This is a genomic window from Stutzerimonas stutzeri (assembly GCF_002909485.1).
In the GTDB taxonomy this organism is placed as follows: domain Bacteria; phylum Pseudomonadota; class Gammaproteobacteria; order Pseudomonadales; family Pseudomonadaceae; genus Stutzerimonas; species Stutzerimonas stutzeri_AH.
In genome coordinates this window covers 309,175-330,398 of record NZ_PPXG01000001.1, presented here as the reverse complement: position 1 = coordinate 330,398, position 21,224 = coordinate 309,175, and the positions used below count along the sequence as shown (strand labels likewise).

At 63.5% G+C, this 21,224-nt stretch carries 17 protein-coding genes; 7 read left to right on the top strand and 10 right to left on the bottom strand.

Annotated elements, in window-relative coordinates; all coding sequences use genetic code 11:
- Nucleotides 1-42 precede the first annotated feature (42 nt).
- On the top strand, nt 43-231 hold the full coding sequence (locus tag CXK91_RS22540) for a hypothetical protein (protein ID WP_141566785.1): 189 nt from the start codon (nt 43-45) through the stop codon (nt 229-231).
- A gap of 52 nt (nt 232-283) precedes the next feature.
- On the opposite strand, the gene CXK91_RS01440 is transcribed toward CXK91_RS22540, so the two are convergent.
- Entirely contained in the window at nt 284-2,008 is a 1,725-nt protein-coding gene (locus tag CXK91_RS01440) for a potassium/proton antiporter (RefSeq protein WP_103454632.1), read from the bottom strand.
- A 215-nt stretch (nt 2,009-2,223) separates the two neighbouring features.
- On the opposite strand from CXK91_RS01440, the gene CXK91_RS01435 reads away from it, so the two are divergent.
- The gene (locus CXK91_RS01435) at nt 2,224-2,715 is read left to right on the top strand and encodes a phosphatidylglycerophosphatase A family protein (protein ID WP_103454631.1); all 492 of its coding nucleotides are present in this window, start codon (nt 2,224-2,226) and stop codon (nt 2,713-2,715) included.
- Nucleotides 2,716-2,916: 201 nt separating this feature from the next.
- Here the strand turns inward: CXK91_RS01435 and CXK91_RS01430 are convergent, their stop codons facing one another.
- From CXK91_RS01430 to CXK91_RS01405, 6 genes are all read right to left on the bottom strand, one after another.
- Nucleotides 2,917-4,878, bottom strand: coding sequence for a PhoX family protein (locus CXK91_RS01430; protein WP_103454630.1), 1,962 nt, complete (start codon nt 4,876-4,878; stop codon nt 2,917-2,919).
- A 30-nt stretch (nt 4,879-4,908) separates the two neighbouring features.
- Complete coding sequence (locus CXK91_RS01425; protein WP_103454629.1) at nt 4,909-5,712, bottom strand: energy transducer TonB; 804 nt, start codon at nt 5,710-5,712, stop codon at nt 4,909-4,911.
- Nucleotides 5,712-6,176, bottom strand: a complete 465-nt coding sequence (gene tolR, locus CXK91_RS01420; RefSeq protein WP_102819736.1) for a protein TolR — start codon at nt 6,174-6,176, stop codon at nt 5,712-5,714. Before tolR ends, CXK91_RS01425 begins: the two co-directional genes overlap by 1 nt.
- An 11-nt stretch (nt 6,177-6,187) precedes the next feature.
- The gene (gene tolQ, locus CXK91_RS01415) at nt 6,188-6,901 is read right to left on the bottom strand and encodes a protein TolQ (RefSeq protein WP_058064430.1); all 714 of its coding nucleotides are present in this window, start codon (nt 6,899-6,901) and stop codon (nt 6,188-6,190) included.
- Nucleotides 6,902-6,970: 69 nt separating this feature from the next.
- A complete protein-coding gene (locus CXK91_RS01410; protein WP_103454628.1) occupies nt 6,971-8,884 on the bottom strand; it encodes a phytase in 1,914 nt (637 codons plus the stop codon).
- Nucleotides 8,885-8,958: 74 nt separating this feature from the next.
- Nucleotides 8,959-11,439 (bottom strand): TonB-dependent receptor, encoded by a 2,481-nt coding sequence (locus CXK91_RS01405; protein WP_103454627.1) that lies wholly within the window; start codon nt 11,437-11,439, stop codon nt 8,959-8,961.
- Nucleotides 11,440-12,426: 987 nt separating this feature from the next.
- Here CXK91_RS01405 and CXK91_RS01395 point away from each other — a divergent pair.
- The 5 genes from CXK91_RS01395 (at nt 12,427) to CXK91_RS01375 (ending at nt 18,584) form a co-directional block, all read left to right on the top strand.
- Entirely contained in the window at nt 12,427-13,341 is a 915-nt protein-coding gene (locus CXK91_RS01395) for a GGDEF domain-containing protein (protein WP_103454626.1), read from the top strand.
- Between the two features lie 7 nt (nt 13,342-13,348).
- Complete coding sequence (locus CXK91_RS01390; protein WP_103454625.1) at nt 13,349-14,386, top strand: AraC family transcriptional regulator; 1,038 nt, start codon at nt 13,349-13,351, stop codon at nt 14,384-14,386.
- Nucleotides 14,387-14,431: 45 nt separating this feature from the next.
- Nucleotides 14,432-15,334, top strand: coding sequence for a LysR family transcriptional regulator (locus tag CXK91_RS01385; protein ID WP_103454624.1), 903 nt, complete (start codon nt 14,432-14,434; stop codon nt 15,332-15,334).
- 101 nt (nt 15,335-15,435) lie between these two features.
- On the top strand, nt 15,436-16,239 hold the full coding sequence (gene fdhD / locus CXK91_RS01380) for a formate dehydrogenase accessory sulfurtransferase FdhD (RefSeq protein WP_103454623.1): 804 nt from the start codon (nt 15,436-15,438) through the stop codon (nt 16,237-16,239).
- Entirely contained in the window at nt 16,236-18,584 is a 2,349-nt protein-coding gene (locus CXK91_RS01375) for an FdhF/YdeP family oxidoreductase (RefSeq protein WP_103454622.1), read from the top strand. Before fdhD ends, CXK91_RS01375 begins: the two co-directional genes overlap by 4 nt.
- 3 nt (nt 18,585-18,587) lie before the next feature.
- Here CXK91_RS01375 and CXK91_RS01370 read toward each other — a convergent pair whose 3' ends face one another.
- The 3 genes from CXK91_RS01370 to CXK91_RS01360 all read right to left on the bottom strand — a co-directional run bounded on the left by CXK91_RS01370 (nt 18,588) and on the right by CXK91_RS01360 (nt 21,131).
- Entirely contained in the window at nt 18,588-18,977 is a 390-nt protein-coding gene (locus tag CXK91_RS01370; RefSeq protein ID WP_044315323.1) for a GFA family protein, read from the bottom strand.
- Between the two features lie 131 nt (nt 18,978-19,108).
- Nucleotides 19,109-19,813, bottom strand: a complete 705-nt coding sequence (locus CXK91_RS01365; RefSeq protein ID WP_044315322.1) for a potassium channel family protein — start codon at nt 19,811-19,813, stop codon at nt 19,109-19,111.
- Complete coding sequence (locus CXK91_RS01360) at nt 19,803-21,131, bottom strand: TrkH family potassium uptake protein (RefSeq protein ID WP_103454621.1); 1,329 nt, start codon at nt 21,129-21,131, stop codon at nt 19,803-19,805. Before CXK91_RS01360 ends, CXK91_RS01365 begins: the two co-directional genes overlap by 11 nt.
- Nucleotides 21,132-21,224 lie beyond the last annotated feature (93 nt).

The following is a 21,224-nucleotide window of genomic DNA, read 5'->3' as shown; positions in this document are numbered from 1 at the left end:
AACCTACTCGCCGTCCCCAACTTTCTACCCTACGAGAACCACATGAATACTCCCATGATGATCCTTTGCGCCGTGCTCAGCATTGGCGTGGTTGGCGCGGGCGCCGTGCTGGACCTTCGCACGGCAGAGCGAGATCGTGCGGCCAGGACCACCGATTACAACAGCCCCAACACGCTCCTCACCATCAGGCATTCTCGTGTCGAGGCAAAGGAAGGCAAGCGCAAGGCGTAGGTCTTGCGGCAAACGAAACCCTTTCCTTCTCACCGATTCGATAGGTGCTGAGTTACCCGCCTGCGTCAGCCGAAGCCGCCTGAATGCCAACCGTGGTAATGCGCCCCTGCAATTGCTCGCGGACGATTAACAGAGCTGATCCGGCCATGAATTCAGCCCCTTGGCGAACACTGCCGCCGAGTGCCTGCTTGATCAACTGGTCCAGGGTCTGCCCCTTCTCTGCTGCCAAGTCGATGCCGTAGGAATTCCATACGTCTACGACCTTGGTGCTGCCCTTGAGCCGAAGCTCAAGGTTGGGCAGATCGGTTCTCGATGCTTCTACCGCCTGAGAGAAAACGCAGTCGACGAAAGGTTGATTGGTGGGTTTGAGGACGACAAACAGATGATCACCGGCTTCAAGCCGCGTCGACCCCCGGGGCGGGATGACGGCCGATCCTCGCGTAATCATCGCCACGACTACGCCTTCGGGCAGCGCCATCTGCGAGAGCAGTCGGCCGGAGGCTCTCGCATCGTTGCCAAGTTTGTATTCGACGATTTCCGCGTCGACATCGTGCAGAGATGAGATCTCAAGGGTCGCGGCGGGAGCCGCCGGCGGTTTCTCAGTCAGCCCGAGCTTGCGCGCCACGAGCGGGAGCGTTGAGCCCTGCACCGTTGCGGACAGCAAAACCACGAAGAAAACCACGTTGAAGATCAGTGGCGCATTTGGCAGTCCGAAAAGCAGAGGGAAGATTGCCAGGATGATTGGCACCGAACCGCGCAGACCCACCCAGGAAACGAGCGCCGTCTCCCTGAGGTTGAAACCAAACAGCGCAAGCAGCGGAGCAACCGCCAGGGGTCTGGCCAGCAACACCAGAACCAGCGCAATCACCAGCCCCTCGAACCAGACGTCGAGCAGCGAAACCGGATCGACGAGCAGACCTAGGACCACGAACATGGTGATCTGGCTCAGCCAGGCCAGGCCGTCCATGAACAGGAACGTGCTGCGTTGAAAAATGAATTTCTGGTTTCCGATCATCACGCCGGCGACGAAGATCGCCAGAAAGCCGCTGCCGCCCAGATTTGCGGATACCCCATAGGCGAGCAGTCCGCCGGCCGCGACGAGCACCGGATACAAGCCGGTCGCGACCAGCTTTATCCTGCTCAGTAGCCTGAGCACCGACCAGCCGACGCCAAGCCCGACCAGCGCACCTACCCCCATTTGCATCAGGAACAGTTGGAGCAGCCCCCAGCCAAGGGGCATGCCGTTGACCAGGACCTCTAATAGGCCCACCGTCAGGAAGATTGCCATGGGGTCGTTGGAAGCGCTTTCGATCTCCAAGACCGACTTGAGCCGCTGATTGACGTGAATTCCGGCATTGCGCAATAACGAAAACACTGCTGCAGCATCGGTCGATCCGATGATTGCCCCCAGCAACATGCCTTCAAGAACCGGGAGCTCAAGCATCCATGCCGCTGCCAACCCTGCGATGGCGGCCGTTGCAAGTACCCCGACGGTTGCTAGCAGCGAAGCTGGCTTCCAGACCTTCCGTATTGATGAGACGGGCGTTTGCAGGCCACCGTCGAAAAGAATAAGCGCCAATGCCAGGGTGCCGAGCGCATGAGCAGCGACCGCATTATCGAAAACGACCCCGCCAATGCCGTTCTCACCCGCAAGCATGCCGGTGATCAGAAACAACACCAGCACGGGGAGCCCGAGACGAGCTGACAACTTGCTGGATAGCACGCCGAAGAGAATCAGTACTGCGGCCAGCAGCAGTAGCTTGTCGATTGCAAACACCGTGGGTCCTTATTTAATCAATGCGCCGCCTTGATGTTTCGTGAGCCGGCGCAGCATCGTAGTAAGCGCAGCGAGCCACGCCGGCACCAACGTGCCTCGTGGCCGCATTTGCTAGCGGCAGGAGAAAGCGGCGTTCAATTTGTGCGATGTTCGATACCCAACGGTCGAATTGATTTCATGCCACACGTTGCGAGGCATTTTTTGAGCTACGCCAGATGGTCATCACAGAGGTTCGACAATTGATCACGGAGCATGTCGTTTTATTGATTGCCACCGGTTTCGGGTTGGGATCATCGCCCTGGATGCCCGGAACCTTGGGATCACTGCTGGGTATACCGTTAGTGTGGTGGCTTTGGGGCCAGCCTTTAGCAAGACAACTGCTGATCATCACCGCGCTGCTATTGGTCGGTGTTCCGCTGTGCCACTGGGCCTCGCACTGGCTTGGAGGCGGCGATGCTGCGCAGATCGTCGCCGATGAGTACCTCGCCTTTCCGCTCGTTTTCGTTGGCCTGGCAACGGCTCATCGGCGGTGGACGATAGGCGCTGGATTTCTACTTTACCGGCTCTTCGATATCACCAAGCCTCCGCCCATTGGATTCGTCGAAACCATTGGTGGCGGCCTGGGAATCGTATTGGATGACGTGCTCGCCGCGCTGTTAGCCTGGCTCGTCCTGCGCTGGACTCTAGCGCTACGGCAGCGAGCGTAGTTCCGGTCAATGTCCAGCTAACGGGCGCTGCCCTTGATTCACCATGCACCCGTGGGCTGGCATAGGCGCCCGTAACAGCGCAGGGTGCCAACCAGCGCAGCGAATCATGCTGCGCATGTGCAAGCTCCGCAGCAAGTCGTGCATGAGCTAGCCCAGGATGCAGAGGTCGCTTTGCCTCGGCCCAATTCGCTGACGCCACCGTCAGCTGCCGATCACCCCACCATCGTTCTTGGTGATCAGCATCGTGGATGAACGTGGGCGTGACTGGCCGTCGCTGGCCGGGAAGCTCAGCCCGGGGTGCTGCACGTTGATCCACATGGCGCGGTAATCCGGGCTCCAGGTGATGCCGGTAATCTCGCAACCTCGTGGTCCGACCAGAAAACGCCGCACCTCGCGCGTTTTCGGATCGGCACAGAGCAGCTGATTGGTGCCCATCGCCTGCATCGCCGGCTGATCATCGTCGAAGTCGGTTTCGATCCACAGCCGTCCATCACGGTCGAACGCCAGCCCATCCGGCGAGGAAAAGCGGTCGCCATCGATGGTGCCAATCAGATTGGCGGCAACCGCATTACCCTGGGCATCCCGTGCCCCGTGTTGCTCACCGGCAAGCAGAAAGACTTCCCACTGGAAGCGCGTTGCCGTCGGGTCACCGCCTTCTTCATTCCAGCGCAGAATCTGCCCGTGCAGGTTGTTCGGGCGCGGATTGGCCTTGTCCAGCGGCTGCTTGGCGCCGCGCCCGTCATTGTTGGTCAGCGTGACGTAGACCTCGCGGCTGTCAGGATGCACCGCCACCCACTCCGGCCGATCCATCGGCGTCGCGCCGGCGCGGTCGGCGGCGGCGCGGGCGTTGAGCAGCACCTCGGCCTGGCTGGGAAAGCCGTTCTCCGCGGTCAGGCCGTGCTCGCCGTGCACCAGCGCCAGCCACTCACCGCTGCCGTCGGCGTCGAACCGGGCGACGTACAGCGTGCCCTCATCCAGCAGGCGGCGGTTGGCGGCATCCGCACCGGCCACGAAGCGGCCGTTGGGGACGAACTTGTAGACGTACTCGCCCTTGGTATCGTCGCCTGAGTAGAACGCCATGCGCCCGTCCTCGCCCAGCGACAGCACCGAGCACTCGCGGCAATAACGGCCGAAGGCGGTGCGCTTGATCGGAGTGCTCTGCGGATCGAACGGATCGACCTCCACCACCCAGCCGAAACGGTGCGGCTCGTTGACGAAGCCGCCATGGGGCTGATCCGCCTGCGGCGTGGCATCGAAGCGCGGATCAACCGTGCCCCAGCCATAGAGCTTGCTCATGCCGCTGCCGGCGATACCGTAGCGGTTATGCGAGACGCGTGCGGCGAGGTCCTGGGGGTCGTGGTTGACGAAGTAGTTGTGCCAGTTCTCCTCGCAGACCAGATAGGTGCCCCAGGGCGTGAGCCCGCTGGAGCAGTTGTTCAGCGTGCCCAGCACCGTCATTCCTTCCGGGTCGTCCTTGGTTTTCATCGCTGCGTGGCCGGCCAGCGGCCCGGCAACCGCCATTGGTGTAAGGCCGGAGATGCGGCGGTTGTACGGCGAATCCATCACCCGCTGCCATTTACCCTGCGCATCCTTGCGCACTTCGATGACGCTCAGGCCATGGGCCGCCTGCTCCTTGCGCACCTGCTCCAGCGGGCGCCGGCCGTCGACCACGCTGATGCCCTCGGGATGCAGCGTCGGATTGACGTACTCGTGGTTGATGGCCAGCAGTCCGCGGCTGTCTGGCGCATCGGGAAAGGCAAAGAAATGCATGCCGTCATGGTTGTCACCGGCCTGCTTGAGTTGGGCCTGCCAGTCGTCACTGGCGTCCGGCTGCCACTGCGGCGCATCAGCCAACACCGGATCGCCCCAGGAAAAGAACACCCGGGCGCTATAGCCGGGCGCCACCTCGACACGGTCGAAATTTAGGTCGAGCTGGGCGGGAATACCTTCGAAGCCGAGCAGCGAATCTTGTCGGGCTGCGGCTCGTGCCCCTGCCATGCCTCCACCGAGAAAAGCGATGCCAGCCAGGCCGAGGCCGCCCTTTAGCAAGCCACGGCGGCGTTGATCGATAGTCTGCGCCAGCGATGCGTTGCCGCTCGGATTGACCGGCTGATCGTCATGAGCAGCAACGCTGGAGTGGAATTCAGTGAAACCCTGTTTCATCGAAAATGAATCCTTGGTCTGCAACTCGCATCATTCGATGCGGTAGTGAAAGGTGTTCCGTACATCCGGTACGGGCACGGCCCGAACATCGACGATGCGCGGCTGGTAACGGAAGCTCTCGGCAGCCGTAAGCGATGGACGAATGAACAGCGGGTGGCAGTCGCCGACCACCTTGGGCGAGCGCGCGCGACCCTGGGCATCCACCGTGTAGCTCACCGTGCACGAGCCCTGCAGGCCGGAGTCCAGCGCCCGTTGCGGGTATACCGGGGGCTTCTTGGCAATCGGCAGGTACTGACGACTAGCCGCTTCGGCCGCCGCAGCCTGACGCGCGCGTTCAGCAGCCTCGGCACGTTGCGTCGCTTGCACCTGGCGCCGGGCTTCTTCCACCCGTGCCTGCTCGGCCAGTCGCTCCTGCTCGCGGGCTTGCTCCTGGCGCTGCTCTTCACGACGCCGCTCGAGGCGTTCGCGCTGCAACTTTTGCTGTTCGGCCTCACGCTCCTGCTCGGCACGCTTGAACGCCAGTTCAGCCTGTTCCAGCCGCAACTGCTCAGCCGCGGTATCCTGCGGTTCGACTGGCGGCGGTTCCACCACCGGCTCGACAGGCGGTTCTGCCAGCGCCTCAGGCACTGCAGGCGGTGGCTGGCTGATCAGCTCGGTATGCATTACCTGCGTAGCGCGAGGCATCTCCAGCGCCGGTGTCCAGCCTGTGAGCAACAACGTGAACAACCCGGCGTGCAGCCCGACCGTCAGCAGCGCCGCCCCGGCTGACCCAACCCATTGCCGCTGATGATGAGGTTCGTAGCCCTGCGCTGCAGACGGGCTGAACGTGCTCATCATTGCCCCTGCCCCACATCGGCAGGCGCCTCGGTGATCAGCCCCAGGTTGAGCACGCCACCGCGCTGCAGTTCGGCGATGCCGGCAACCACGCGTCCGTAATCGGCTGCCTCATCAGCGCGGATGTAGACCTGGGTGTCCCCCCGCTCAGCGATGATTGCACCGACCTTGGCCTGTAGCTCTGCCAAGTCGACGGCAGTATCGGTCTGGTTCTCGACATCCAGCTCGCTACCCAGATTCCAATAGAAGCCACCGTCAGCCTTCACCGAAAGGGTGAGGATCTGCCGCTCGTTTTCAACCGGCAGCGCCTCGGCAGCCACCTTGGGCAGCTCGATCTTGACGCCCTGCACCAGCATCGGTGCGGTGACCATGAAGATCACCAGCAGCACCAGCATGACGTCGATATAGGGCACCACGTTCATTTCCGCTTTGGGCCCGTGTTTGTGCTGTGGCCTGACTAGCATGACAAACCTCCTCAGGCGGCTGCGGCAACGCTGGGCGAACCGGCGTGCAGCCGACGATGCAGTCGCGCCTGCAGCTCGTTACCGAAGGCGTAGTAACGTCCGGTCAGCGTCTGCCCGCGCGCGGCGAAGCGGTTGTAGGCCATCACCGCGGGAATCGCCGCGAACAGACCGATGGCCGTGGCGATCAGCGCTTCAGCGATACCTGGAGCAACCGTGGAAAGCGTCGCCTGCTGCACCTGCGACAGCCCGAGGAAGGAGTTCATGATCCCCCAAACGGTGCCGAACAGGCCGATGTAAGGGCTGACCGAGCCTACCGTAGCGAGAAACTGCAGGCCCTTCTCCAGACGCTCTTCCTGCTCGGCGATGGCCACGTACAGGCTGCGCTCGACACCTTGCGCCACCGCATCCGCCGCGATGCCTGGCTGGCGCTGCAACTGGGCGAATTCCGCATAGCCGGCAAGGAAAATGCGTTGCAACGCGGCCTCTTCCGGCAACGGTTTTTCCTGGCCTTCGCGGTAAAGCTGGGCAAGATCGCCACCCTGACGGAAGCGCTGCTGGAAACCACGCTGCAAGCGCTCGGCGCTGCGCAACGCAACACTGCGGCGAATGATCAGATACCAGCTGGACACCGAAGCCAGCACCAGAATGACCATCACCGCCTGAACCACCAGGCTGGCTTCACTGATCAGGCCCCAGACGGACATGTGCTCAAGAGTCGTTTGCATAAATCGTTTCCTCCTGCCCCGAGTGGGCAGCTGCTATTGGATGACAGGTCAGTTACAGGACGATGACATTCAGTCCAGGCCGAGCGCATCGGCGACCGCCGACCAGGGCAGGTACTTGTAGTTTTGCGCCCCCTCGGGCATGCGCTTGCGGCCGTCCTGCACCACCAGCATGCCGCGGCTCCAGATCCCGCCGAGGTTCGCTGAAGTGACTTCCAAACCGTCGGTCTCGGATGCACCGTCGATACCGCGCTCGGCATTCAGGCCGATGCGGAAAGCACCGCGTACGGCATAGGGCGCCTGGGCATCGAGCACCACATAGCTGTCGTTGCCCTGGCTGGAAATGACCAGGTAATCGCCGCTCGTGCCCTGGTAAAGGGCCAGGCCTTCGATGTCGTCATGCACCGGCCCGCCTACGCCGATCACTTTTTCCAACGCGGTCGGTGCCTCGGCTCGGGCGTCCAACACCCATACCGCGACATCCTCTTCGCCGACGAAGAGCCGCTCATTACGGTCGTCCGCGACACATCCTTCCGGCTGGGTCTCCACCTTGAAGCGCCGTACCAACTCGCCACGTGGCTGCCCGGTCGAACCGTCGAGGCGGTACTGCACGAAGGTGCCATCCTTGTCGTTGGCGATAGCATGGATGCCGCCCTGGCGATCCTTGAACATGCACAGGCCGTAGATATCGGTCAGCGGTGTGGCGATCTGGCCGATGTCGGCCAACATGCCGCTAACGCGATCAATGGCGAACAGATGCAGGCTGTTGCGATCCCGATTGCTCGCCACTGCCAGATCGACCTGTTTAGCGCCCAAGCGGAAATCACTGCGCACATCGACGTTGTTCAACCGACCGACCCGCAGGTCCTGAACCTCATGCCCATTCAGGTCGTACACCAGCAGACCGCCCTTTTTGTCGGTGCCAAGCACGCGGCTCTGTGCCGGATTGCGCGGGTGGACCCAGATGGCCGGATCATCCGCCGCATCGCCCAGGCTAGGCACGGCGTCGGTCTCGGCTGCTGCCGGCAAGCTGATGATCGGCGCAGTTTGCGCTAGCGCTTGCGGCTGCCAGGCCAGGCGAGCGCGATGCAGGCCGCGCTCGTCCGCCAACAATAGCTCGATGCCATTCTGAGAGCGGCGAGCGCTGATCTGCTCTGGCTCATCGAAATCCTCAAGAGCAACGACACCGTCGGCTTTCCAGCCGTCCTGGGTCTGGCGGTACAGGTGCAACGCCGGCGCTTCAGGGTCGAGTGCCAGCAGCCCGCCTGGCACCAACGCCATACCGGCCGCAGCTTCAGCCAGATGGCCAAAGGGCTGGCGCAGATCCACAGGCTCACGCTGCAACGGCGCCTCGGCATCAGCCGGATACCGCCACAAGCCGACGTTTTCCTCGTTGACGTAGAGCTGTGCCGTCGCGTCGTCGGTCTGGCAGAAAGCGCTTTCCGGCGGCAAGCTTAGACCGCGCACCCGGCGCGCCTCGCCAAGCAGGCGGCCTTGGCTAGCCACCAGCCATTGCTCGCCGACACCCTCCTCACCAACCAGGAAAACGAAATCGTTGCGGGCACTGTCGCGATACAGGCACAGCCCTTCGATGGCGAAGGCCGTACGCGGCAGATAGAGCGGCTGACTCCAGGCGCGCTTGGCATCCAGGCCGATCAACATCGCCTGCTGACGCTTGCGCTCGACGGTAGCCAGCAGCAGCCCTTGCTGGTCGGCGCGATGGTCGAGCCCTTCGAAGCGCCCGGCATATTCAGCAAGGGTGCGGCCGCTGGCGTCCACCAAGTGCAGCCCCTTGGCATCAAGCTGGATGCGCTCGGCGCTGGACCAGGGGGAGTTACTCATCAGTTGGGCGTACTCGAGGCCATCCTGCACGGGCTCGATAAAGCTCAACTGCACCGCGTTGAAGGGTTCGTCTTGCTTTACGGACTGGCAAGCCGCCAGGGCGATGCACAGGCCGAGCAGCGCGGTTTTGGATAATGCGTACATGGTGTTTCCATTCAGGCTGCCGCGTGCCGATGCCCGGCCGAAAGGGGGACGGCGGGCACCGGGGCGGCATAAGGTCAGAAGTGGGTCAGGGTCAGGCCGAGCTTGTAGGTCGGGCCGTATTCTTCGTACTGAGCGTTGAAGGCGTGGCGCCCGGTGTAGACGTAGTAGGACTCGTCCGTCAGGTTCAGCGCCTCGAAGGTCAGCTGCAGGCTCGGCGTGAGGAAGTAGCCGGCCTTGAAGTCGATGAACAGCTGGTCGTCGACGTACAGGTCGTGGGCCTTGTCGTCGATGCCGGCCACTTCGTACAGGTAATCGGACTTGTAGTTGGCAGCCAGGCGCACGTTGAGGCGATCGTTCTCCCAGCCGAGCATCAGGTTGGCGACCGTGTCGGAGTGATTCGGCAGGTCGATGCTGCGCTTCATGCCCTGCCCTTCGATGTCCGCATCGGACTGGCTGAAGGTGGCATTGGCGCCCAGCAATACACCGTTCCACGGTGCGGGCAGCCAGTCGAGCTTCTGCGAGTAGGCCAGCTCCAGGCCGTAGAGCTTGGCGCTGCTGCCATTCTGGAAGCTCAGGGCTTCATCGAACGCGCCCCACTCGCCGGTGCCGGCGAGGTCGGTGTTGTAGATGAAGTTGTCGATGTCCTTGTAGAACAGGTAGGCCGACACCACGCCGGCGCGCCCCATGTAATGCTCGATGCCCAGGTCGTAGTTCACCGACTCCAGCGGCTTGAGATCAGGGTTGCCAAACGAGGCATCGTCGCCGTCGATAACGAAGCCAGGCGCAAGCTGGCCAAAGGTCGGCCGGACTACGCTGTTGGTCCAGGCAGCACGAATCATGGTGTCGGGCGTCAGCTGATAACGTGCGTGCAGGCCTGGCAGCCAGTGGTGATAGCTGTTGCTACTGGAAATCGACTCGAACTGGTCATCGCGCATGCCGGTGCCTTTGGCACGAAAGCGGGTGCCTTCGTAGCGCAGGCCGGCAATGAAGCGCCAGCGGTCGATGTCCACGGTGTTCATCAGGTAGCCAGCGTTGATGTCCTCGTGCATGTCGAAGTCGTTGATGCGTGACTCCTCCTCGTCGTAGAACTGACTGGAATCCAGACCGGCGATGGCACCCTTGATAGCCGAAGCACTGATCCCCGGGCCAAAGCGGCCGAGGGCGTAATCGACCTTGCCACTCTGGAAATCAGCCAAGGTCAGGTCGTCGAAGTCGTCGTAAACCCAGACCTCGCTGTCGTTGTCCTTGTGGCGTCGGCTGACCTTGCCGCCGAACTTGGCTTGTGCGGCGTACCCCTGGATGTCGTATTCGCGCGCCAGATCCAGGCGGATATTCTTTTCGCGGTCGCGGGTGTCGCTCTTCTCCCACTCCACCTCGTCCAGTTCGAACGCGTTCGGATCGTAGAATGCCGAGCCCGCTGTCAGACGCGGCTTGCGGCTGCTGGAATAGCCGACGTCCGCAAAGTCTCCTTCGAATGTCGCACCAGCAATACCGCCTGGGTTGCGTTCGCGCGCCTGGCTGTAACCGGCCTGACCGCTGAGCGTCCACAAACCCATCATGCGTTCGCCGCCGAACACGTAGGACTGGATGGTCTGGGTGTCCTCGCGGGATTTCAGCTCGCGCCAGCCCTCGGCATCGCCGGTCTCGCCGGGAGCCTGGGGATCTGCAAACTCGACGCCCGCGGCATTCCGGGTTTCGGTGTCTTTGAAACGGCTATACAGCGTGCGCAGGTAGTAGCTGCTGACGTCATCCGGCTTGTAGTCGAAGTTCAAGCCAAAGCCGGTGCGTTCACGAGTGATTTCGTAATCACGCTGCTCGACTTCCTCCAACCGGGCCGCGTCCTCGAAATCCCACTTGCCGCCAGTTTCAACGTTCTCCGAACCGAAATCGCGCTCTTGCCAACTAACCGCCGCGGCAACGCCGAAGTTGTCGATGCCATCGCCCAGGCTGAAGCGATTGCTGATCGCACCAGAGAATTTCGGGCTGGTCTTGTCGACGTTATCGTCGTAACTGCCCTCGCCGCTGATGCTGTAGAACAGCCCATCGTGATCGAAGGCGGACAAGCTCTCCACTTCGATTGTGCCGCCGAGGGAGTTGGCATCCATGTCCGGAGTCAGCGTCTTGACCACCGACAGCGACTGCACCAGTTCCGAGGGCAGCACGTCCAGCGCTACCGCGCGACGACCGCTTTCCGGTGAGGGCACCAGGGTGCCGTTGATGGTGACGCTGTTCAGATCCGGCGCGATGCCGCGCACGCTTACGAAGCGCCCTTCACCCTGGTCGCGCTCGACGGACAGGCCAGGAATGCGCTGCAGGGCCTCGGCGGCGTTGTCGTCCGGCAGTTGGCCGATGCCATCGGCATGTACGACGCTCTTCACGCTGTCGGAACGGCGCTGGTCCTTCAGTGCTTTATCGATGCTGACGGCCTGGCCGACGACTTCGACGTGCTCGATGACAAGCGGCTCCTCGGCCCAGGCCGAACCGGCGCTGACGGCCAGAGCCAGCAGGCTGATGCGGAATCCTGCATGGCGGATGCCGCTGCGGTATGTGCTCATGAACAATCCCCCGAACGGTGTTTACCGGGTCCATCCCGGAACTGCAGCGGACGGTAGGTGGGGGATATGGCGGTTCTGTGACAGGAGGTTCGGGGAGGGCTTGGAACAGGGGGTTTTCGGGGATTTTGCGAGCGGGATTGAGCTGATATGACCTGTTTTTTGAGCGCGACCATAGCTTTGTGGTGCGGTGGATAAGCACCGCGCCAAGTCCGATTTTTCGTGTATCCGGTAGCTCTGTTTCGCCCTGCTGGGCGACCTACTTTTTCCAGTCGCGGAAAAAGTAGGCAAAAACGCTTGCCCCTGCATCCGGCCCTTCGCTTCGCTCCGGGTTCGTTCACTACGCCGCCGTTCCGAGGGTCGCCGTACAAGGGCCATCCATGGCCCTTTACGGCTCTCGCGGCATCCATGCCGCTCGCCCCTCTACGCGACGACTCCGTTCACCCTCCTGAAGGGGCGATTGGAGTCGCCTGATAGTTTTCAATCGATCAAAAACTACAAACCAAGCCTCTCAATCTGTCAGGCATCTCGGACTAACTCCCCCGTCAGGAGGCCGAACGTAGGCGTTGCGCAGGGGGACGCGAGGCAGGACGCCGAGCGAGGAGTGAAGGGACAGGGACGTCCCTTCGCGACGGCCCCCGGAGCAGCGCCGGAGGGAGGGGAGTTTTGCGAAGCAAAACCCGGATGTCGGGGTGGCCTTCTCTTTGGTTACTTTCTCTTGGCCAGGCAAGAGAAAGTGACTCGCCCAGCAGGGCGAAACCTAAATCGCCAGGCAACTCGGCAATCGGCATAGACTCGATGCAGCAAGCACCTCGTCCAGAACTGATCCGATCCATCAGGACAAACCACATTCCCGAGCCCCCCACCAAACTGTCCAATCAACCAAAAAAAACCTGAGCCAATTCAACCCCCACCCCATTCATCCAACCGTCACATCCATCTGTTTCCGTGCCCTCACGCACTGGCGCGATCCCTCGCCACGGAGACCCGATGAAATCCCTCCTCAAACTCCACACCCTCACCCTCCTCGGTCTCGCTCTGGCCGCCAACGTCGGCCTGCAGCTGCTCCTCGCCGTCGGCCAGCTCAAATCCTGGGGCGAGATCGACTGGATGGACGTGGTCGGCGAAGGCGGTTGCGCCGCCCTCGCCCTCGCCTGGCTGATCATGCTGCTGCACAGCCGCCCGGCCGGCCGGGTGACGCGGTTGCTGGCGCTGGGGCTGGCCTGTATCTGTTTTTCCTGGTGGATGGACCTGCTCGACGAATTCATCCAGATCCCCGCCACCATCGCCTGGGACAACTGGCTGGAAACCGCGCCCATGCCGGTCGGCCTGATCCTGCTGACCTTCGGCATCTACCACCTGAACCAGGAACAGCGCGCCATCAACGCGCAGATGCACAAGCGCGAACGGCTTTTCCGCGAGCATCGCCTGTTCGACAACCTGACCCCGCTCGGCACGGCCGAGTACCTGCGTCGGCAACTGGACTCGGCCCTGCGCCAGGCCGCCGACGAGCAAAGGCCGCTGTCGCTGCTGGCGGTGGACCTCGACGAGTTCAGCCGGGTCAACCAGCGCTACGGTCAGGAAGAAGGGGACCTCGTGTTGCAGGCCGTGGCGCAGTTGCTGGTGCTCAACCTGCGCCATCAGGACCTGCTCTGCCGCCTCGCCGGGGATCGCTTCGTCGTGCTGCTGCCCGATACCGCCGAGCAACAGGCGCGGCAGCTCGCCGAGGAGTTGCAGACCGCCGTCGCCAGCCTCGCGCACAAGACGCGCCAGCACGGCGAGCGCCTGCATCTGCGCGCCAGCACCGCGGTGGTGATGGCCTTCGACGACGATGCCGAGCAGTTGCTCAAACGCCTCAACCTCGGTTTGGCCAAGGCCAAGCAGTCCCTGCCACGCTGCGCCTGAGGCGACCATGGAAAGCCCGTTACGCTGGTACGAATGGGACACCCGCTTCATCGCCGCCCACCACCAGCCGGCGGTGTTGCTCGACCTGGCACTCTCGCGCGGTATCGACAGCCATGCGCTGCTGCGCGGCAGCGGGCTGTTCTACGAGGACGTCGCCAGCGGCCGCGCCCGCGTCAGCCCGGAGCAGCTGCTGACGCTCATCGGCAATACCGAGCGCTTGTTGGGTGCTGCGGACAGCAGCTTTCTGTTCGGCCAGCGCTTGCTGCCCGGGCACTACGGCGATGTCAGCCTTGCCTTGGCCAACGCCGGCAACCTCGAACAGGCGCTGGAGCGGCTTAGCCAGTTCCGCGCCCTGCTCTGCCCGCTGCTGGCGCCGAGGCTGCTGCTGGACGAGCAGCAGCTGCACATCTATTGGCTGGACAATGGCAGCGCCGGCCGCCACCAACGGTTTCTCATCGAGGCGCACCTGACCGCCATCGTCGCGCTGTGCAAGCGCGGCAGCGGCCTGCGCCTGCCGTGGCGTTTCCAGTTCGCCTACCCGCAACCGCGCCATGTCGAGCAGTACTGGGTGCACCTGGGTGACGCGCTGCAGTTCGACCGCCACCTGACCCTGCTCAGCCTGCCTCGCGAGTACCTGCATCAGCCCTGGCCCGATGCTTCGGCCACGGTAGGCCAGGTCGCGCAGCAGGCCAGCCAGCAGCAGATCGAGGCGCTGGAAGGCCCCTGTGCGTTTCTCGATGCGTTCTACCAATACCTGCATGACAACATCCGCGAGCCGCTGAACCTGGAGCGCGTCGCGCTGGCGTTCGCCATGAGCTCGGCGACGCTCAAGCGCAAGCTGGCCAAGCACGGCACGCATTTTCAGGAACAACTCGATCTGGTGCGCACGCACGTCGCGCTCTACCTCTATCAGGCCCGCGGCCTCGGCAATGAGGCCGTGGCGCGGCACCTCGGCTTCAACGACACCACCAACTTCCGCCGCGCCTTCAAGCGCTGGACCGGCGTGGTGCCCAGCGGGCTGCAGCCGCTGTTCGACGCCCCCTGACAGCATGCTAAGGTGCCACCCGCACTACCTTCGAGGCGAGCGGGCATGGATATCAAGCAGCTGAAGTTTCTCGTGGCGCTGGACGAAACGCGGCATTTCGGTCAGGCGGCGGCGCGCTGCCATATCACTCAGCCGACCCTCTCGATGCGCCTGCGCAGCCTCGAAGACGAACTCGGCCTGCAACTGGTAATCCGCAGCCAGCGCTTCGAGGGCTTCACCCCCGAGGGCGAGCGCATTCTGGCCTGGGCGCGTAGCCTGCTCGCGGCGCAGGACGGCCTGCTCGCCGAAGCCGCCTCCTGTCGCGGCCAGCTGGTAGGCACCTTACGCCTGGGCGTGGTGCCGCTGGCCGGGTTCGACCCGATGCAGTTGATACAGGCCTTCGGCGAGCGCCACCCAAATCTGCGTTTCGAGTTGTTCGCGTTAAGCAGCGAACAAATCCTCGAACGGCTCAATCGCAATCTGCTGGACCTGGGCCTGTCCTATCTGGAACGGCTGGACGATGCGCACTTCACCAGCCTGCCATTAGGCGAAACTCGAATGGGGCTGCTGCACGACGAACGCCATTTCAGCTTCGACAAAGGTGCGCTGAGCTGGGAGGCCCTCCTCGACCTGCCGCTTGGCCTTTTGACCGGGGGCATGCATTTTCGCCAGTCCATCGATCACGCGCTGCGTAGCCGTGGCCTTAGCCTGGCACCGCGGCTGCAGACCGATGCCGTGCACCATCTGCTACAGGCCGTAGGGGCCGGCCTGTGTTGCGCAATCATGCCGCTGGATAGCGGCCTCGAAGCACTGGACAGCCGGTTGACCCTAACGCCCATCGACAATGCCAGTACCCTCGCGCCGCTGGGGCTGATTCTGCGCCGCGGCTCACCTCGATCCGCGCTGGGCGAAGCCTGTTTCAACGAAGCGCGCGAGCTGTTGCAGCGGCAAAGGCCCGCCATCCCCTGACGGGCGATCGATACGCTCGATTGCTCTATCGAACATAGCGATTGGACGATCCTTCCCCGTGCTCCTAGGCTCCCTGCGTCGACCTGTCGCAGGCAACCGCCATGCAATACGCCACCCTCAACGCCCCAAGCGCCAATGCTCCGGATCTCGGCGCGGCGCCCTTGGCTGACGAATGTGCCTTGGCCATCAGCTACAACGGCCTCAATCAGGCCGTGATGATGGTGACACCGCTGGATCTGGAAGACTTCGTTATCGGCTTCAGCCTGAGCGCCGGCTTGATCGAGTGCATCGATGATCTACGCGACCTGCGTTTGCGGGGCGATGGCAGCGCGCAGCATGCCGAAGTGCAGGTGAGCCCGCGGGCGTTCTGGCACATCAAGCAGCAACGGCGGCAGTTGGCCGGCCACAGCGGTTGTGGCCTGTGCGGTGTGCAGGCGCTGGAGCAGGCATTGCCGCAGCTCGCACCACTTTCGCCAATCGATCTGCCGCCCGAAGGGCATTTCCACGATCTGCGCCAGCGCATCGCCAACGCCCAGCTGCTGGCCCGCGACAGCGGCGCACTGCACGCGGCGCTGTATGTCGACGGCAACGGAGAGATCGCCCTGTGCCGCGAGGACATCGGCCGGCACAACGCCCTGGACAAGCTGATCGGTGCGCTGACGCTGCAGCGCCGTACGCCAAGCGAAGGCTTCGTCGTGGTCACCAGCCGCTGCAGCCTGGAGCTGATCCACAAGGCCGTGCGCGCCAACATCGGCACGCTAGTCAGCCTATCGGCACCGACTCAACTCACCGTCGAATGGGCGCGCCGACACAACCTGAACCTCATTCACCTACCTCATCGCAGTGCGCCACGGGTCTATAGCCCGGCGCCAGCCCTGCCCGATCAGAACGGATACCACCCATGAGCCGCACGTCCCGCTTCCATCCCGCCACCCGTTTCCAGCCCTACGCCGGCCCGGCAGGCGGCTGGGGCGCGCTGCGCAGCGTGGCCAGCGCCTGGCTCGGCAGTGGCAACGCGCTGAAGAACATCCGCGCCATGCTGCGCACCAACCAGAACGGCGGCTTCGACTGCCCCGGCTGCGCCTGGGGTGATTCGCCGGAGGCCGGTGCGGTGAAGTTCTGCGAAAACGGCGCCAAGGCAGTGAACTGGGAAGCCACGCGCCGCCGCGTGGATGCCGCCTTCTTCGCCCGCCACAGCGTCAGCCAGTTACGCCAGCAGAGCGATTACTGGCTCGAATACCAAGGTCGCCTGAGTGAACCGGTCCGTTACGACGCCGCCAGCGACCGCTACCTGCCGATCAGCTGGGACGATGCCTTTGCGCTGATCGCCCATCACCTGAACGGCCTGGACAGCCCGCACCAGGCAGCCTTCTACACGTCCGGCCGGGCCAGCAACGAAGCGGCTTATCTCTACCAGCTGTTCGGTCGCAGCTTCGGCACCAACAATTTTCCCGACTGCTCGAACATGTGCCACGAGGCCAGCGGCGTCGCCCTGACCGAATCCATCGGCGTCGGCAAGGGCACGGTGACGCTGGAGGATTTCGATCACGCCGATGCGATCTTCGTCCTCGGGCAGAACCCCGGCACCAACCATCCGCGCATGCTCGAACCATTGCGGCAGGCTGTGGAGCGCGGCGCTCAGGTGGTCTGCTTCAATCCATTGCGCGAGCGCGGGCTGGAACGCTTCCAGCACCCGCAGAAGCCCATCGAGATGCTCGCCAACCAGGACGCGCCGACTCACAGCGCCTACTTGCGGCCCAATCTCGGTGGCGATCTGGCGGTGCTGCGCGGCATCGCCAAGTACCTGCTGCAATGGGAGCAGGAAGCCCAGGCCAGCGGCGCGCCGGCGGTGTTCGATCACGCGTTTCTGGCTGAGCACAGCCACGGGCTGGACGCCTATCTGGCCGAGGTCGAAGCCACGCCCTGGGCGCTGATCGAGCAGCAGTCGGGGCTCGATCGCGAAACCATTCGCCATGCCGCGGAGATCTACCGCAACGCCGAACGGGTCATCGTCTGCTGGGCGATGGGCATTACCCAGCACCGGCACTCGGTGGCGACCATCCAGGAAATCGCCAACCTACTGCTGTTGCGCGGCAACCTCGGCAAACCCGGCGCTGGCGCCTGCCCGGTGCGCGGCCACAGCAACGTGCAGGGCGACCGCACCATGGGCATCAATGAGCGGCCGCCGCTTGCGCTGCTCGATGCACTGCAGCGCCAGTTCGACCTGCCGATGCCGCGCCAGCCCGGATACAACACCGTGGAATGCATCCAGGCCATGCTCGCCGGGCAGGTCAAGGTGTTCATCGGTCTCGGCGGCAACTTCGCCCAGGCCACGCCGGACACCCCGCGCACCCAGCAGGCGCTGCGCAACTGCGAACTGACCGTACAGATCAGCACCAAGCTCAACCGCAGTCACCTGACCATGGGCCGCGACGCGCTGATCCTGCCGTGCCTCGGCCGCACCGACATCGACCGCCAGGCCTGCGGCCCGCAGGCGGTCACCGTAGAAGACTCGTTCAGCATGATCCACGCCTCCCGCGGCCAGCTCGAGCCCGCGTCCGCCGAGATGCGCTCGGAGCCGGCCATCGTCGCCGGCATCGCCGCCGCCACGCTGGGCAAGCGCCCGGTGGACTGGCTCTGGCTGGTGGAGGACTACGCCCGTATCCGCGAGCTGATTGCGGCGACCATTCCCGGTTTCACCGGCTTCGACCACCGCCTGCATCGCCCTGGCGGCTTCTACCTGGGCAATGCCGCTGCCCGGCGCGAATGGAACACCGCCAGCGGTCGCGCCGAGCTCAAGGCGCACCCGTTGCCGGCCGATCTGCTACCCGAGCAGGCCCGCCACGGCGGCGTGGAGGCCGACCTGATCCTGCAGACGTTGCGCTCCCACGATCAGTACAACACCACGCTCTATGGTCTGGATGATCGCTATCGTGGGGTAAAAGGCATGCGCGATGTGGTGTTCGTCAATCCCGCCGACATCCAGCGACTGGGCCTGGAAGCCGGCCAGCAGGTCGATCTGCTCTCGCTGTGGGACGACGGCATCGAACGCCGCGTGCGCGGTTTCACCCTGCTCGCCTACGACACCCCGCCCGGCCAGGCCGCCGCCTACTACCCGGAAACCAACCCGCTGGTGCCGCTGGAGAGCTTTGGCGAGCGCAGCCACACGCCGACTTCGAAATTCATCGCGATTCGCGTGCTGCCGAACACCCAGAAAACAGAGCAGCCGCTGATCGCCAGCGGCCAATGACGCTCATTCGAAGCGGCTGGAGTCGTCGCGATCGTGCTGGTAGCGCCGGTTGAGCGGAAACGGCGGCAGCCAGCCTTCGCGACGCACGGTCCAGCATTCGTAGGTCGGCGTCAGTTGGTCGGGTGCATCCAGGGCGCCGAGATGCACCTCGATTTCATCGGCGAGGCGGGAAAAAACAGACGAGCCACAGCACGGGCAGAAATGCCGTCCGGCATATTCGGCCGTCTCGCCCTCGACGGTTACCGCATCCTGGGGGAACACCGCAGCCGCATAGAACAGCGCGCCATGATGTTTGCGGCAGTCCAGGCAATGACAGATCCCGACGCGATAAGGCTGCCCCACCGTCATGATCCGCACGTTGCCGCACAGGCAGCCACCGGTTAATGAGTTCACGTTCGGCGTCCTCTAATTCAACGAAGGAAGCAGCGAGCCCAGGCTATCGATCACTGAATCGCAGGCTCGACCGCCCGAGAAGCGTAGTCGCCTCTCGGCTGCCGCACTAAAGGAGCGCGTAGCCCCAGGCCTCAGCTTCGCTTGCGCCCCTGGCCGGCGAAACGCTGGATGTCATGGGTCGGGCCCGAAACGATCAGCAGATCACCCGGCAGCACCTGGGTGCTGGGCGTCGCATGCTGAAAATCCTCATTGGCGCGCTTGAGGCCCACGACGGTCACGCCGAACTTCTCGCGCACCCCGGCGGCGGCGAGCGTCGCGTTATGAACGCGTTCCGGCGCATGGATCTTGGCGATGGCGAAACCGTCGTCGAACTCGATGAAATCCACCATCCGCCCGGAGATCAGATGGGCGACCCGCTCGCCCATGTCCGCCTCGGGATAGACCACATGGTGCGCGCCGATCCGCGTCGCGATCTGCCCGTGCTCGGCCGTCAGCGCCTTGACCCAGATGTCTTTGATGCCCAGCTCGGTCAGCGCCATGATGGTCATCAGGCTTGCCGCCATGTCGGAGCCGATGCCGACGATCGCGTGGGGAAAATCGGCGACGCCGAGCTGCCGCAGCGCCATGACATTGGTGGAATCGGCCTGCACCGCATGGGTCAGCAGGTCGGCCCAGGCATGCACGGGCTCCGCCGCCTGATCGATACCCATCACATCATGGCCCAGACGCGTCAATGAGCGCGCCACCGAACTGCCGAACCGCCCCAGCCCGATGACCACCACGCTGTCGCCTTTAGAGAACGAAAACTGCTCTGAAAACAACAATTTAGCCAACAATTGGGTGTTCCTCCGGATAGCGGTATGGCATGCGGTGCTCGCCCAGTGCGAGGGAAGCGGCCAGCGTGATGGTGCCGACCCGACCGACATACATCAGTAGGGTCAGCATGAGCTGACTGGTTTCCGGCAGGTCCGCGGTAATGCCGGTGGACAGGCCGACCGTGCCGAATGCCGAAATGACTTCGAAGATGACCTGATCGGTCGGGATATCGGTGTCGCGCAGGATGACCAGCGTACCCAGCACCACCAGCGCGCTGCCCAGCACGAGCACGGTAATGGCCTGGCGCTGCACGGAACTGCCGACCCGACGGCCGAACACCTCGACATCGGGCCGGCCGCGAATCTCGGCGATCACCATCAGCGCCAGGATGGCCACTGTTCCGACCTTGACCCCGCCCGCGGTACCGGCACTGCCACCGCCAATGAACATCAGAAAATAGTGCAGCGCCCAGCTCTCGTGGGTCAGCGCGCCGATGTCGATGGCATTGAAGCCGGCTGTACGCGCCGAGACGGAAACGAAGGCCGCCGAGAGCATCTTGTCCGCCCAGGCCATCGGGCCGAGCGTGCCCGGGTTGGACCACTCGAACAGCAACACGGCCAGGAAGCCGCCTGCCAGCAATACCCCAGTCCCGGACAGCGTCAGCTTGGTGTGCAGCGACCAATGCCGCGGATCGGTCCACTTGCTGCGCAGATCGTAGAGCACCGGAAAGCCTATCCCGCCGATCACGATGGCGCTCATCACCGGTGTCAGGATCAGCGCATCAGTGGCATAGCGGACCAGGCCGTCGCCGTGAATCGAGAACCCGGCGTTGTTGAACGCCGACACCGCGTGGAACAGCCCGCTCCAGGCTGCATCGCCCCAGGCGAGGTCGTATGTCAGGTGCAAGCGCAGGGTGAGCAGCAGCATCACCGCCAGCTCCATCACCAGCGTCACCACCAGAACGAGCTTCGCCACGCTGGTGATGTCACCCAGCCCCAGCACGTGGGATTCGGCCTGAGCGATCAGCTTGGTTCGCAAGTGAAACGAGCGGTTGACCAGCAACCCGAGCAGGGTTGCCAGGGTCATCATGCCGAAGCCACCGAGCTGGAACAGCAGCATGATCACCACCTGGCCGAAAGTGGACCAATAGGTGCCGGTGTCGACTACCACTAGCCCGGTGACGCTGACCGCTGACACGGCGGTAAAGAAGGCAGTGATCCACGGCGCCGACTCACCCTGGGCTTGGGCAGCGGGCAATGACAGCAACGCTGTACCGCAGAGAATGGCGAAGAGAAAAACGAGCGAGACAACCCTGCCTGGGTGCAGCAGTGATTTCATTCGACCCACACTGACGGATCCGAAGAGTGAGAACCGCCGGAATCGGCGGCCCTGAAAGCAGAGCGAGAGGCTAGGCGCATTGCTTCGATTCTT

Coding starts and splice junctions, on each gene's coding strand:
- CXK91_RS22540 (WP_141566785.1), top strand. CDS start 43: ATGAATACTCCCATGATGATCCTTTGCGCCGTGCTCAGCATTGGCGTG.
- CXK91_RS01435 (WP_103454631.1), top strand. CDS start 2,224: ATGGTCATCACAGAGGTTCGACAATTGATCACGGAGCATGTCGTTTTA.
- CXK91_RS01430 (WP_103454630.1), bottom strand. CDS start 4,878: ATGAAACAGGGTTTCACTGAATTCCACTCCAGCGTTGCTGCTCATGAC.
- CXK91_RS01425 (WP_103454629.1), bottom strand. CDS start 5,712: ATGAGCACGTTCAGCCCGTCTGCAGCGCAGGGCTACGAACCTCATCAT.
- tolR (WP_102819736.1), bottom strand. CDS start 6,176: ATGCTAGTCAGGCCACAGCACAAACACGGGCCCAAAGCGGAAATGAAC.
- tolQ (WP_058064430.1), bottom strand. CDS start 6,901: ATGCAAACGACTCTTGAGCACATGTCCGTCTGGGGCCTGATCAGTGAA.
- CXK91_RS01410 (WP_103454628.1), bottom strand. CDS start 8,884: ATGTACGCATTATCCAAAACCGCGCTGCTCGGCCTGTGCATCGCCCTG.
- CXK91_RS01405 (WP_103454627.1), bottom strand. CDS start 11,439: ATGAGCACATACCGCAGCGGCATCCGCCATGCAGGATTCCGCATCAGC.
- CXK91_RS01395 (WP_103454626.1), top strand. CDS start 12,427: ATGAAATCCCTCCTCAAACTCCACACCCTCACCCTCCTCGGTCTCGCT.
- CXK91_RS01390 (WP_103454625.1), top strand. CDS start 13,349: ATGGAAAGCCCGTTACGCTGGTACGAATGGGACACCCGCTTCATCGCC.
- CXK91_RS01385 (WP_103454624.1), top strand. CDS start 14,432: ATGGATATCAAGCAGCTGAAGTTTCTCGTGGCGCTGGACGAAACGCGG.
- fdhD (WP_103454623.1), top strand. CDS start 15,436: ATGCAATACGCCACCCTCAACGCCCCAAGCGCCAATGCTCCGGATCTC.
- CXK91_RS01375 (WP_103454622.1), top strand. CDS start 16,236: ATGAGCCGCACGTCCCGCTTCCATCCCGCCACCCGTTTCCAGCCCTAC.
- CXK91_RS01360 (WP_103454621.1), bottom strand. CDS start 21,131: ATGAAATCACTGCTGCACCCAGGCAGGGTTGTCTCGCTCGTTTTTCTC.